17 protein-coding genes, 2 tRNA genes and 1 pseudogene are annotated in these 10751 nt (G+C 61.2%); 15 read left to right on the top strand and 5 right to left on the bottom strand.

Features of this window, described 5'->3' with window-relative positions; genetic code table 11:
• Both ACCD05_RS29245 and ACCD05_RS29240 read left to right on the top strand, forming a co-directional pair.
• Positions 1-203: pseudogene (locus ACCD05_RS29245) on the top strand (hypothetical protein); the annotation flags it as partial.
• Positions 204-264: 61 nt separating this feature from the next.
• A complete protein-coding gene (locus ACCD05_RS29240; RefSeq protein ID WP_413397032.1) occupies positions 265-1329 on the top strand; it encodes an enoyl-CoA hydratase/isomerase family protein in 1065 nt (354 codons plus the stop codon).
• Positions 1330-1335: 6 nt separating this feature from the next.
• On the opposite strand, the gene ACCD05_RS29235 is transcribed toward ACCD05_RS29240, so the two are convergent.
• On the bottom strand, positions 1336-1614 hold the full coding sequence (locus tag ACCD05_RS29235) for a hypothetical protein (protein WP_196809328.1): 279 nt from the start codon (positions 1612-1614) through the stop codon (positions 1336-1338).
• Between the two features lie 165 nt (positions 1615-1779).
• Here ACCD05_RS29235 and ACCD05_RS29230 point away from each other — a divergent pair, with 165 nt between their 5' ends.
• Complete coding sequence (locus ACCD05_RS29230; protein WP_047507305.1) at positions 1780-2043, top strand: BON domain-containing protein; 264 nt, start codon at positions 1780-1782, stop codon at positions 2041-2043.
• A gap of 149 nt (positions 2044-2192) precedes the next feature.
• Positions 2193-2453 carry a hypothetical protein gene (locus ACCD05_RS29225; RefSeq protein WP_209232686.1) on the top strand — a complete coding sequence of 87 codons (261 nt, stop codon included), beginning with the start codon at positions 2193-2195 and terminating at the stop codon, positions 2451-2453.
• A gap of 328 nt (positions 2454-2781) precedes the next feature.
• On the opposite strand, the gene ACCD05_RS29220 is transcribed toward ACCD05_RS29225, so the two are convergent.
• From ACCD05_RS29220 to ACCD05_RS29210, 3 genes are all read right to left on the bottom strand, one after another.
• On the bottom strand, positions 2782-3024 hold the full coding sequence (locus ACCD05_RS29220) for a DUF982 domain-containing protein (protein WP_018898368.1): 243 nt from the start codon (positions 3022-3024) through the stop codon (positions 2782-2784).
• A 211-nt stretch (positions 3025-3235) separates the two neighbouring features.
• On the bottom strand, positions 3236-3490 hold the full coding sequence (locus ACCD05_RS29215; protein WP_047507308.1) for a hypothetical protein: 255 nt from the start codon (positions 3488-3490) through the stop codon (positions 3236-3238).
• Positions 3491-3623: 133 nt separating this feature from the next.
• Positions 3624-3767 carry a hypothetical protein gene (locus ACCD05_RS29210; protein WP_156144778.1) on the bottom strand — a complete coding sequence of 48 codons (144 nt, stop codon included), beginning with the start codon at positions 3765-3767 and terminating at the stop codon, positions 3624-3626.
• A gap of 235 nt (positions 3768-4002) precedes the next feature.
• Here ACCD05_RS29210 and ACCD05_RS29205 point away from each other — a divergent pair, with 235 nt between their 5' ends.
• On the top strand, positions 4003-4332 hold the full coding sequence (locus ACCD05_RS29205) for a hypothetical protein (protein ID WP_413397028.1): 330 nt from the start codon (positions 4003-4005) through the stop codon (positions 4330-4332).
• Positions 4333-4450: 118 nt separating this feature from the next.
• On the opposite strand, the gene ACCD05_RS29200 is transcribed toward ACCD05_RS29205, so the two are convergent.
• Positions 4451-4525: transfer RNA gene (locus ACCD05_RS29200), tRNA-Thr, on the bottom strand.
• A gap of 153 nt (positions 4526-4678) precedes the next feature.
• Here ACCD05_RS29200 and ACCD05_RS29195 point away from each other — a divergent pair.
• The 10 genes from ACCD05_RS29195 (at position 4679) to ACCD05_RS29150 (ending at position 10691) form a co-directional block, all read left to right on the top strand.
• Positions 4679-4873, top strand: coding sequence for a hypothetical protein (locus tag ACCD05_RS29195; protein WP_018898373.1), 195 nt, complete (start codon positions 4679-4681; stop codon positions 4871-4873).
• A gap of 104 nt (positions 4874-4977) precedes the next feature.
• Complete coding sequence (murA, locus tag ACCD05_RS29190) at positions 4978-6270, top strand: UDP-N-acetylglucosamine 1-carboxyvinyltransferase (protein WP_112429160.1); 1293 nt, start codon at positions 4978-4980, stop codon at positions 6268-6270.
• A 162-nt stretch (positions 6271-6432) separates the two neighbouring features.
• A complete protein-coding gene (locus ACCD05_RS29185; RefSeq protein ID WP_413397026.1) occupies positions 6433-6870 on the top strand; it encodes a DUF2948 family protein in 438 nt (145 codons plus the stop codon).
• Positions 6871-6908: 38 nt separating this feature from the next.
• Positions 6909-8207: a histidinol dehydrogenase gene (gene hisD / locus ACCD05_RS29180; protein WP_413397024.1), complete on the top strand. Its 1299-nt coding sequence runs from the start codon at positions 6909-6911 to the stop codon at positions 8205-8207.
• A 3-nt stretch (positions 8208-8210) separates the two neighbouring features.
• Positions 8211-8684, top strand: coding sequence for a UPF0262 family protein (locus tag ACCD05_RS29175; RefSeq protein WP_018898377.1), 474 nt, complete (start codon positions 8211-8213; stop codon positions 8682-8684).
• Positions 8685-8689: 5 nt separating this feature from the next.
• Entirely contained in the window at positions 8690-9166 is a 477-nt protein-coding gene (locus ACCD05_RS29170) for a low molecular weight phosphatase family protein (protein WP_413397022.1), read from the top strand.
• A gap of 130 nt (positions 9167-9296) precedes the next feature.
• Positions 9297-9515, top strand: coding sequence for a translation initiation factor IF-1 (gene infA / locus ACCD05_RS29165; RefSeq protein WP_003545338.1), 219 nt, complete (start codon positions 9297-9299; stop codon positions 9513-9515).
• 56 nt (positions 9516-9571) lie between these two features.
• Positions 9572-10192, top strand: a complete 621-nt coding sequence (locus tag ACCD05_RS29160) for a Maf-like protein (protein WP_018898379.1) — start codon at positions 9572-9574, stop codon at positions 10190-10192.
• A 32-nt stretch (positions 10193-10224) separates the two neighbouring features.
• Positions 10225-10434, top strand: a complete 210-nt coding sequence (gene yacG, locus ACCD05_RS29155; protein WP_413397012.1) for a DNA gyrase inhibitor YacG — start codon at positions 10225-10227, stop codon at positions 10432-10434.
• A 181-nt stretch (positions 10435-10615) separates the two neighbouring features.
• A tRNA-Phe gene (locus tag ACCD05_RS29150) sits at positions 10616-10691 on the top strand.
• Positions 10692-10751 lie beyond the last annotated feature (60 nt).

Genomic DNA, 10751 nt, shown 5'->3' with positions numbered 1-10751 from the left:
GGCCAAGCCGGCCGGACGACCATCCGACTCCGTTTGAGCCAACAGAATGCTTCAATCTAACCAGGAAAGGCTCTAAGCGCCAAAACTGTTGCAGTCTTGCGACCGAACGAGGGCGTGAGCATCTTCCTCGTATACGAGCCATCGACTATCCGGCCGAGCGCGATAAGTTTGTGTACAAGCAGCGCAATTCGCTGATGGCATGAACTTGGAATCGCAATTTGGCGCGGCCGCATCGATCGCGGGTTACGCCGCAAGGAGGCCCGGATGCACGACAAAGTCGATCAGCGCGAGGTTATTGCCGAGCGACAGGGTTCCGCCGGCATCATCCGCCTCAACAGGCCGAGAGCGCTGAACAGCCTGACCCTCGACATGGTCCGTTCGATCGATGCGGCGCTCAGCGAATTCGCGGCCGATGCCGATGTGGCGACGGTGATCATCATGGGCGAGGGCGAGCGTGGCTTCTGCGCCGGCGGCGATATCCGCGCGCTGCATGAGAGCGGCCGCGCCGGCACGGCGCTGGCGGAAGACTTCTGGCGCCAGGAGTTCCACCTCAATCACCGCATTGCCGCCTATCCCAAACCCTATGTCGCGCTGATGGATGGCATCACCATGGGGGGCGGCGTCGGTCTTTCCTCGCATGGCCGCCACCGCGTGGTCACCGAGCGCACCCGCTTCGCCATGCCGGAGACGGGCATCGGCTATTTCCCCGATGTCGGCGCCACATGGCTGTTGCCGCACGCCCTGGGCGAAGTCGGCGTCTGGATGGGGCTGACTGGCCTGGAGGTCGGGGCGGCCGACGTGATCCATGCCGGGCTCGCGGATGTTCAAGTCGCCGCGTTCCAGCTGCCGGAGCTTGTCGACACGCTGGCCGGCCTGTCGCGTGGCGCAAGCTCGCGTGATGTCGATGTGGTCCTGAAGAACCTGTCGACCGACCCGGGCAAGGGGCCGCTGAGGCTCAATAGCAGCCTGATCGAACGCACCTTCCGCTTCGGCACCGTCGGCGAGATCATCGCGGCGTTGAAAGCGGAGCCGTCGGATTTCGCCGCCGAAACGCTGCGTGCCATCCAGCTGCGCTCGCCAACCAGCCTGGCGCTGACGCTGCGCCTACTGCACGAGGGCAAGCAGAGCCGCAGCTTGGCCGAGTGCCTGCGCCGCGAGTTCAGCGCCTGCCTGGGCATCCTGCAAAGCCCCGATTTCTACGAGGGCATCCGCGCAGCCGTCATCGACAAGGACCGCAAGCCGAAATGGATGCCTTCAACGATCGACGCGGTAGAACCCGCCGCGATCGATCGCTTCCTGCGGCCGGCGGAGCCGCCGCTCGCGCTTTAGGCGCGGTTACATCGGGAAATCAGGAATGGCCTCGCGCCGGGTCAGCTTCAGCGTCCTGTCGGGCTGCAGGATATAGGTTTCCAGCTGCTTCGTTCCGGTTGAATCGTAGAAGGTATTGTGGACGACGCTGCCCGGTGGCGACTTGGTCAGCTTTGTGCGCGGCTGTCCGCCATAGGTGATGCTCCCGGGGACGGGCTTCACCTCCGCCGTCTCGCTGGTGGTGCAGCCAGCCAGAAGACCAGCCATAACGAATGTTGCCGCAACGGCCGATATCACGCGTTTCATCGCGATCACCCCACATGTCTATGCTGTTGATATGGCTCGCTCCGCTTGAAGCGCCAAGAGGTATTTGGATTTTCTTCTCGAAAATACTCCAACGATAGCGCCCGCACTGCAACGAAATGCGGCGCTGCAGCGTTAAGCAGCAGAACAATTCGCTTGGAGGCGAAGATGGTACAGCTGTTCCAGATTTTGACGGGGCACGAGGATCAGTGCGAACGAGGCCACAGCCAGTCGTCGATGCGGGCTGCGATCGAAAGCGCGCTGAGCGCCGATCCGGACCTCGATTGCACCGAGATCACGGTCACTATGATTGGCCAATACGCCGTACTCGAGGGCTTTGCGCACAGTGCAGGCGACATCGTTCGCGCCATGATGATCGCCGAGGACGTCGTCGGACAAGGCAACGTGCAGAGCCGGATGCTGCGCCGCTGATGCTCCCCTTTTGTCGCCGGTGCGCTGTTTCGGTCAATACTGTAAGATGAAAGTAGAAAAACGTTAACGCATTTGAAAGTGGAGGCATTCTGGCGGAACTAAACTAACGGCTGTTCCGTTACTGGGATAATCAAACATGGGAGAATGGCATGACGCGCTTTCTTCGACTTGGGATGCCCGCTGTAGCGCTGATGACTGGCGCCTTCGCCTTGCCGGCCGCCGCTTCGCTGGAGATAGATAGCAACTATTCGGCGCTTCAGCGCGATGACGTCGTGCTCGCCCAATATGGCGATGCGACAGCCTGCGTTCCCGCGGGCGCGCACTACGTTCCATCCTTCATTCGCGCCAATGACGGCACGATCATCGGTGTGGGATATGTGGAAGTGGCAAGCGCCGATACCGGATGCTGATATCAGCTAACGCTCAATTAACCAGCCTGCCGCGGGCGCGTCGCGTTGATGCGCGGCTTTTAACGATCGCGTCACTGCGGCGCTCGGCCGCTCTGTGTAACTGATTGTTTTGAGAGGAATATACGAGGCCCGCCTGCGCTTTTGGCACAGAGGGTGACGAGCCTCTGACCATCATCATGATGGCTGCCAATGTTCTAGTGAGCGTTGCGCGCCCAAGACAACCGGCTTCGTCCGGCTACCCCCGACAAGCTCCGGCAAGGGTTAAGCAAAAATCAACTCTGCTTTATTTCGAACCACTTGTGGACCGTTCTGGCCCGCGTCGGTGCTTCTAGTGGACGTGAAGCCTTGCTTCCTCTGCCGCCGCGACGAACTCCGCGCGCGCTTCTTCCACGCTCTTGCGACCGTCAAGCGCGGCTCGGCATGTGCTGCGGGCTTTCAGATAGCGAAGGCCGCGAACATTGGGCCAGAGCTCGGTCAGGCATGTCAGGGCATCGAACGGGCCGGATATCGTCCGTGCACCCGTGGTTTCGAAGCCGACCTGGATAGGATCATTCCACTTTTCGCTTGCCATATGCGCACTCCTCCATTGCTCACGCCAGATACTCTGCAGCGTTCTGCCTGCTCCTCCCGCAAAGCAGTGTGCGGGATCATTTTAGCGATAATTCACAAACCCGCAAATGGGAAAAGACATACGCGTTCGGCGTAACGAACCAAAGACGTATGTAAAGACAAGCACCCGGCCATGCGACCGAGTGCTTGAAACATCCGGCAAACCTGCGCGTTTAGCTGCAGACGCGGGTGGTCTTGGTCACGATCCGGCCGTGGCTGTGATACTTCACGGTCTTCATGCGGCAATTGTAGCGCACCGGATGATGGCGGTTGGAATGGCCGTAATAGGGGCGGTGGTTATAGCGATCGTGGTAGCCGTGATAGCCCGGCTGACCGATTCTCACCGTTACGCTATCGGCAAAGGATGGCATTGCCGTTGCGCTGAGCGATGCGATGGCCACGGCGGCAGCGATAATAAGCTTCTTCATGCTAGTCTCCATTCATAACAGCGTTGACGAAACGTTCGTATAGAGAATTTGTTCAATACGAATAATAAGCGCAGCATGAATGTGAGCTGAGAGGCGCGTTCATGTCCGGGTCATCCCGGCGGCGGGCCAAGCCCTACGGTGCGATGGTGTAGACGAACACGGCTTTATAGACGGCGAGCGCGCCGAAAACGGCGGTGATGGCAGCCAGAACCATCGCGATCAAAATGATCGCCTTCGTACCCTTGCCGTTCTGCTGGTCGTTGTCGTCCGTGCTCATGGTCGTCTCCTGCGGGCTCGCCCGGCTCACTGGTGGTCTCGGCCGGCGAAGCCGTTATCGCCACGTCTTAACCAGTCGGCCGCTCTTTCGCAAACCGGGATATCTGACGCCGAATGTCGCAACGGAAAGCGCGGTTACAATTCACGATTGCCGCAAATCGCGGAACAAACGCATCGCGGACGGGTTGTCCACACGTAACCCGATAGTGAAAACCGACGAGGAAGAGGAAATTCCCATGCGAACGTCTGTCATCACGGCGGCCATTTTTGCCGCGGGCCTGGCCACATCCGCCTTCGCGCAATCCAACCCCGATTCGATCGGCCCCACCAATGGCGGCTCGACCGGCTCAAGCGCCGGAACATTTTCCAGCGATTACACGAGCAGCGACAACGGCACCCATCCCGTGACCGTCACGCCCGTCGACCCGACGACCACGCAGTCGATCACAACGCAGCCGAAGACCCTCGACTGCCCGTCCATGCCCCGCGCCAACTCGGGCGTAGACACCCGCGGCGGCGAAAGCGGCGCCTCTATAAGCGAGGCTTGCCGGGAGTACGACAACTAAGGCGGATGGACATCTGTAATCAAAAAGGGGCCGGCTTGTTCGGCCCTTTTTGCTGAACAGGCATAAATACGCGTCGATGAGGCGTACGATAGGGGCTGATTTCTACCGGGGAGAAAACTGGTGCTGCCGAGTGGGATTGAACCACCGACCTCACCCTTACCAAGGGTGTGCTCTACCACTGAGCTACGGCAGCGAGGACCAGACGCTGGCAACCGAAGCGGCTGCGTTGCGTGAACGGGGCGGCTATTGCCACAGCTTCGGGACGAGCGCAAGACGCAATTTCAAACTTATGTCAGTTTCACGTCGCCACTTTTGGATTGCCGCGAATTCGGGTAAGCCATGAAACATGACCGAAGACACTGAAAATGCCCGCAAGGGCCGCAAAGACGCGATCGAACAGCAGGCGAAATTGCGCCGCGATCGGGCTGCGGAAAAATTGCGGGAAAATCTTTCCCGCCGCAAGCAACAGACGCGTGCGCGCCGTTCCGGCCAGGCCGACGAGACAAATGGACTGCCTGCCGCAAAAATGGACGAATCGTAATGTTCCGTCCGCTTCGAATTGAAGCCTTCGCGGATTTCGTCTAAAGACCCGCATCCTTTTAAAAGACAGAGTTTCAGAAAGGCGGGCGTGGCCCGTAAGCGCTTATGGATCGTATCAGAATTGTCGGCGGTAATGAGCTTAACGGCATCATTCCCATTTCCGGCGCCAAGAATGCCGCCCTGCCGCTGATGATCGCCTCGCTTTTGACCAGCGATACGCTGACGCTCGAAAACGTGCCGCACCTGGCCGATGTCGAGCAGCTGCTGCGCATCCTCGGCAATCATGGCGTCGACGTTTCGGTCAATGGCCGCCGCGAGCGCCAGGAAGACAGCTACTCGCGCACGATCCATTTCACCTGCCGTACCATCGTCGACACCACTGCTCCCTACGAGCTGGTCTCGAAGATGCGCGCCTCCTTCTGGGTCATCGGCCCGCTTCTGGCGCGTGAAGGCCAGTGCCGCGTTTCGCTGCCCGGCGGTTGCGCCATCGGCACGCGCCCGGTCGATCTTTTCCTCGACGGTCTGACGGCGCTCGGCGCGACGCTCGATATCGACAGCGGCTATGTCAACGCCACCGCCCCCAAGGGCGGCCTGATCGGCGCAAAGTACACCTTCCCGAAGGTCTCCGTCGGCGCGACCCACGTCATGATGATGGCCGCCACGCTTGCCCGCGGCACCACCGTTATCGGCAATGCCGCCCGCGAGCCTGAGGTCGTTGACCTCGCCAACTGCCTGATCGCCATGGGCGCCAAGATCACCGGCGCCGGCACGTCAACCATCACCATCGAAGGCGTCACTTCGCTGTCGGGCGCGCGCCACCGCGTTCTGCCGGATCGTATCGAGACCGGCACCTACGCAATGGCGGTTGCTATGGCCGGCGGCGATGTCGTGCTTGAAAACACCGATGTGGCGCTGCTCGACACCGCGCTCGAGACGCTTCGTCGCGCCGGTGCTGAAATCTCGGCAACCAACAACGGCATGCGCGTCCGCCGCAATGGCGCCGGCATCCGCCCGGTCGATATCGTCACCGATCCGTTCCCGGGCTTCCCGACCGACTTGCAGGCGCAGTTCATGGCGCTGATGACCCGCTCCACCGGCGTCTCGCATGTCACCGAGACCATCTTCGAAAACCGCTTCATGCACGTGCAGGAACTTGCCCGCCTCGGCGCCAAGATCTCGCTGTCGGGCCAGACGGCGAAGATCGAAGGCGTGCCGCGCCTGAAGGGGGCACCGGTCATGGCGACCGATCTGCGCGCTTCCGTGTCGCTCGTCATCGCTGGTCTTGCGGCCGAAGGCGAGACCATGGTGTCGCGTGTCTACCACCTCGATCGCGGCTTCGAGCGCCTGGAAGAAAAGCTCACCCGCTGCGGCGCGATCGTCGAACGCGTCAGCGAATAAGCGCAACTGTAGACGTAACGAGACAAAGGGCGGTCATTCGCCCTTTGTCCCCGTTGCGCAACGGGCCTTAGCGCCTTATGTCCCTTGTCCTACGGCACCGCCATTCCGCGGCGCCGGATATCGCCATCCCGGCGATATCAGAGACAAAGGGGTGCTGCCTGAATGACCGACCTGAAGCTTGTTGCGCTGGATAGCGAAGACCTTGCCGTCGTCTCTGCGCATACACAGGATAGCGTCTTCAAGGTAGCGGATCTTTCCTGGTCGCCGCGCGACCAGCAGTTTTCCATCGCCGCCAATCGTTTCGTCTGGGAAGAAGCCGGCGCCAAGCGCAAGGGCTTCGAGCGCCGCCGCGCCGCCATCGTCTTCAAGCGCGTGCTGGCCGTCCGCTCCGTCGGCATCAATCAGAAAAACCGCGAGGATGTCCTGTCGCTGCTCGCCATCCGCTTCGAGCAGAAAGGCGAGGGGCCTGAGGGCACCATCCAGATCGATCTGGCCGCCGACGCCACCATCGCGCTCGATGTCGAATGCATCGAGGTTCAGCTTGCGGATATCGGCGGCGCATGGGAAACCGCTTCCAAGCCGCGCCATCCCGGCGCCTGAATACGCATTTATCGAAGCATACCGAGAGGAATTGACGCGTGGCAATCTGGTTGGATCAGGCATCGGACGATTTCGGGCAGCGTTTCGCGGCGTTTCTGACGACCAAGCGCGAAATGTCCGAGGACGTGAACACCACCGTTCGCGCCATCATCGATGATGTGCGCGCCCGCGGCGATGCAGCGCTCGCCGAATATTCGCGGAAGTTCGAGGGCATCGATTTCGCCGAGACGCCGATGCGTGTCACCGAAGCGGAAATCGACGCGGCCGTCGAGGCTGTGCCCGCCGAAGTGCTGGGCGCGCTCAAGGTCGCAGCCGTCCGCATCGAATCCCACCACGCCCGCCAGTTGCCCAAGGACGATATCTACGAAGACGCCATGGGCGTGACGCTCGGCTCGCGCTGGACGGCGATCGAGGCAGTCGGCCTTTATGTCCCCGGCGGCACGGCGAGCTATCCGAGCTCGGTGCTGATGAACGCCATTCCGGCCAAGGTCGCCGGCGTCGATCGCGTTGTCATCGTCGTTCCCGCAACGGGCGGCCAGGTCAATCCCGCCGTGCTTGCGGCAGCGAAGCTTGCCGGCGTGACCGAGATCTATCGCATCGGCGGCGCCCAGGCTGTGGCGGCGCTCGCCTACGGCACCGATAGCATCGCGCCGGTCGACAAGATCACCGGCCCCGGCAACGCCTATGTCGCCGCCGCCAAGCGCCACGTCTTCGGCACTGTCGGCATCGACATGATCGCCGGTCCGTCGGAAGTCCTCGTCATCGCCGACAAGGACAACAATCCGGATTGGATCGCAGCCGATCTGCTCGCCCAGGCTGAGCATGATGTCAGCGCCCAGTCGATACTGATCACCGACGACGCGGCCTTCGGCAAGGCGGTCGAAGCCGCTGTCGAGCGTCAGCTGAAGACGCTGAACCGCGCCGAGACGGCTGCCGCCAGCTGGCGCGATTTCGGCGCCGTCATCCTCGTCAAGGAGATCAGCGACGCCATTCCGCTCGCAAACCGCATTGCCGCCGAGCATCTGGAGATCGCGGTCGCCGATCCCGATGCGCTGGTCGACAAGATCCGCAATGCCGGCGCCATCTTCATCGGCGCGCACACGCCCGAAGTGATCGGCGATTATGTCGGCGGTTCCAACCACGTGCTGCCGACGGCCCGCTCCGCGCGGTTCTCGTCCGGCCTCTCGGTTCTCGATTTCGTCAAGCGCACCTCGATCCTGCGCCTCGGTTCCGAACAGCTGCGCACGCTGGGTCCGGCCGCCATCGCGCTTGCCGTGTCCGAAGGCCTCGACGCCCACGCGCGGTCGGTTGCGATCCGCCTCAACCTGGAACGGTAAGCGATGGCTGCGGGCGACTTCCGGCTTTGCGACGTCGTCCTGGACGACACCATCGGCCGATCGACGCCCGATGTCGAGCACGAGCGCGCCGTCGCCATCTTCGATCTCATCGAGGAAAACACATTTACGCCCGTCGGCCACGCCGGCGGCCCGTACCGGCTGAACATTTCGCTTGTTGATACCAAGCTGGTCTTTGCCATCACCACTGAAGGCGGCGAGGCTGTCGCCACCCATATCCTGTCGCTAACCCCGTTCCGCCGCATCGTGAAGGACTACTTCATGATCTGCGAGAGCTACTACGAGGCGATCCGGTCCGCCTCTCCAAGCCGCATCGAGGCGATCGACATGGGGCGGCGCGGCATCCATAACGAAGGTTCGCAGACGCTGCAGAACCGTCTGGATGGCAAGATCGAGGTGGATTTCGACACCGCACGTCGCCTGTTCACGCTGGTCTGCGTTCTCTACTGGCGCGGATGACCGGGATGAGCGAGCTCGAACCGACAAGCGCAAGCATCAAGCCGGGCGCGATCTTGTTCATGTGCGGCATGAACGCCATCCGCTCGCCGATCGCCGAGGCGATCGCCCGTAGTTTGCTGCCATCAAATACCTATATAAGGTCTGCCGGTGTTCGTGCCGGCGAACGCGATCCCTTCGTCGACGTGGTGCTCGATGAAATCGGCCTGTCGCTCGGTCGGCATCTGCCGCACACGCTGGAAGATCTCGAAGACGATTATTTCGATGTAATCATCACGCTCTCGCCGCAAGCCCACCACGCAGCGCTGGAACTGACGCGCGCGAGCGCCGTCGAGGTGGTCTACTGGCCGACCATGGACCCAACAGTCGCGCAGGGTACACGGGAGCAGATTCTGGAGAGCTATCGCGAGGTGCGCAATCACCTCGCCGAGCTTATCGAGAACCGTCTATTAGACCGAAGTGGTATCGCCGCGCAGTCCGCATGAAACAAATAAAGGAAACGCGATCAATTTGGTTCACAAACCCCCGTTGATTGTGTAGTTTCCGCCCAAATTTTGAGGCGGCCCCAATCTTGGCCAATGCCGCCATCTCAACCGACAGGAAGAAAACACCTATATGCCTAAAGAAGAAGTCCTCGAGTTCCCGGGTATCGTCACCGAACTTTTGCCGAATGCGACGTTCCGCGTGAAGCTCGAAAACGAGCACGAGATCATCGCCCACACGGCCGGCCGCATGCGCAAGAACCGTATCCGCGTTCTCGCTGGCGACAAGGTCCTTGTGGAAATGACGCCATACGACCTGACCAAGGGCCGTATCACCTACCGCTTCAAGTAAGCTTGATCCGAAAGCCCTAAGGCTTTCGCTTCCGTCTGCCCGGTAGTCGAGGTTCCATGGCGCTCAAATACAAGCTCATTCTGGCTTCGGGTTCCCCCCGCCGCGTTGACCTGCTCAACCAGGCAGGGATCGAGCCCTCGCGCCTGATGCCGATGGATATCGACGAGACGCCGAAGAAGTCGGAGCATCCGCGCTCGCTGGCGCGCCGCCTGTCGACGGAAAAGGCCGAAGCGGCACTGGCCGCCATCAAGGGCGACATGACCTGGAAGGGCAGCTATATTCTGGCCGCCGATACCGTCGTCGCCGTTGGTCGCCGCATTCTCGGCAAGGCCGAGTTCGCAGACGAGGCCTCGGCCTCGCTCTACCTGCTCTCCGGGCGCAGCCATTGGGTCTATACCGGCGTCTGCCTGGTGACGCCTGATCGCAAGATCCGCCAGAAGATCGTGGAAACCAAGGTGCGCTTCAAGCGTTTGTCCGGTTTCGAGGTCGAAAACTACCTGGCCTCCGGCCAGTGGCGCGGCAAGGCGGGTGCTTACGGCATCCAGGGTCTGGCCGGCACCTTCGTGCAGAAGATGGTCGGCTCCTACACCAACGTCGTCGGCCTGCCGCTGTACGAGACCATTTTGCTTCTGACCGGCGAGGGCTTCGACGTCCATAGCCGGTGGCCCGAGGCTTGAAGCCGGCGGGCCGAAAACCCGAAGGATTGACCATGCCCGACGAAACCAGACAGAGCGCCAAGATCGAACCGCTGCGCAAGGCGCACCCATGCCCGGAGTGCGGCACGCCCTCGCAGCGCGAGCACTATCCTTTCTGCTCGAACCGCTGCCGCGAAGTCGATCTTTCGCGCTGGCTGACCGGCTCATACGCCATTCCCGTTGCCGAAGATGAGACGAAGGCCGAGTACCCGGACGACAACTGATCGTGTTTTCCGCTCGGGAAGCCGTTCAATTTGTTCAATAATTCGGAAAATTCACAGGCCTGTCAAAAAACTCTCATTTGGCGCTTGCCATGGCCGAACAAGATGTTATAACCCCGCTCGCTTCCGGGGAAAACCAAGCCCCTACAGCTCTCGGAAACGAGAGATGTGCCGAAGCAGGAATGCCCAGATAGCTCAGTTGGTAGAGCAGCGGATTGAAAATCCGCGTGTCCGTGGTTCAAATCCGCGTCTGGGCACCACTCTTTCTCCCATTGAATTAAATCTCTTCCTCAGCCCATACAGACGTGCAAAATGCGTCG

Origin of the sequence: Rhizobium sp. Rhizsp42 (assembly GCF_047304155.1) — a bacterium.
Classification (GTDB): Bacteria; Pseudomonadota; Alphaproteobacteria; order Rhizobiales; family Rhizobiaceae; genus Rhizobium.
This window is presented reverse-complemented; position numbering and strand designations above follow the sequence as displayed.

Bases quoted from the DNA above. Each gene is read 5' to 3' on its own strand.
- ACCD05_RS29240 (WP_413397032.1), top strand. From the start codon at position 265: ATGCACGACAAAGTCGATCAGCGCGAGGTTATTGCCGAGCGACAGGGT.
- ACCD05_RS29235 (WP_196809328.1), bottom strand. From the start codon at position 1,614: ATGAAACGCGTGATATCGGCCGTTGCGGCAACATTCGTTATGGCTGGT.
- ACCD05_RS29230 (WP_047507305.1), top strand. From the start codon at position 1,780: ATGGTACAGCTGTTCCAGATTTTGACGGGGCACGAGGATCAGTGCGAA.
- ACCD05_RS29225 (WP_209232686.1), top strand. From the start codon at position 2,193: ATGACGCGCTTTCTTCGACTTGGGATGCCCGCTGTAGCGCTGATGACT.
- ACCD05_RS29220 (WP_018898368.1), bottom strand. From the start codon at position 3,024: ATGGCAAGCGAAAAGTGGAATGATCCTATCCAGGTCGGCTTCGAAACC.
- ACCD05_RS29215 (WP_047507308.1), bottom strand. From the start codon at position 3,490: ATGAAGAAGCTTATTATCGCTGCCGCCGTGGCCATCGCATCGCTCAGC.
- ACCD05_RS29210 (WP_156144778.1), bottom strand. From the start codon at position 3,767: ATGAGCACGGACGACAACGACCAGCAGAACGGCAAGGGTACGAAGGCG.
- ACCD05_RS29205 (WP_413397028.1), top strand. From the start codon at position 4,003: ATGCGAACGTCTGTCATCACGGCGGCCATTTTTGCCGCGGGCCTGGCC.
- ACCD05_RS29195 (WP_018898373.1), top strand. From the start codon at position 4,679: ATGACCGAAGACACTGAAAATGCCCGCAAGGGCCGCAAAGACGCGATC.
- murA (WP_112429160.1), top strand. From the start codon at position 4,978: ATGGATCGTATCAGAATTGTCGGCGGTAATGAGCTTAACGGCATCATT.
- ACCD05_RS29185 (WP_413397026.1), top strand. From the start codon at position 6,433: ATGACCGACCTGAAGCTTGTTGCGCTGGATAGCGAAGACCTTGCCGTC.
- ACCD05_RS29175 (WP_018898377.1), top strand. From the start codon at position 8,211: ATGGCTGCGGGCGACTTCCGGCTTTGCGACGTCGTCCTGGACGACACC.
- ACCD05_RS29170 (WP_413397022.1), top strand. From the start codon at position 8,690: ATGAGCGAGCTCGAACCGACAAGCGCAAGCATCAAGCCGGGCGCGATC.
- infA (WP_003545338.1), top strand. From the start codon at position 9,297: ATGCCTAAAGAAGAAGTCCTCGAGTTCCCGGGTATCGTCACCGAACTT.
- ACCD05_RS29160 (WP_018898379.1), top strand. From the start codon at position 9,572: ATGGCGCTCAAATACAAGCTCATTCTGGCTTCGGGTTCCCCCCGCCGC.
- yacG (WP_413397012.1), top strand. From the start codon at position 10,225: ATGCCCGACGAAACCAGACAGAGCGCCAAGATCGAACCGCTGCGCAAG.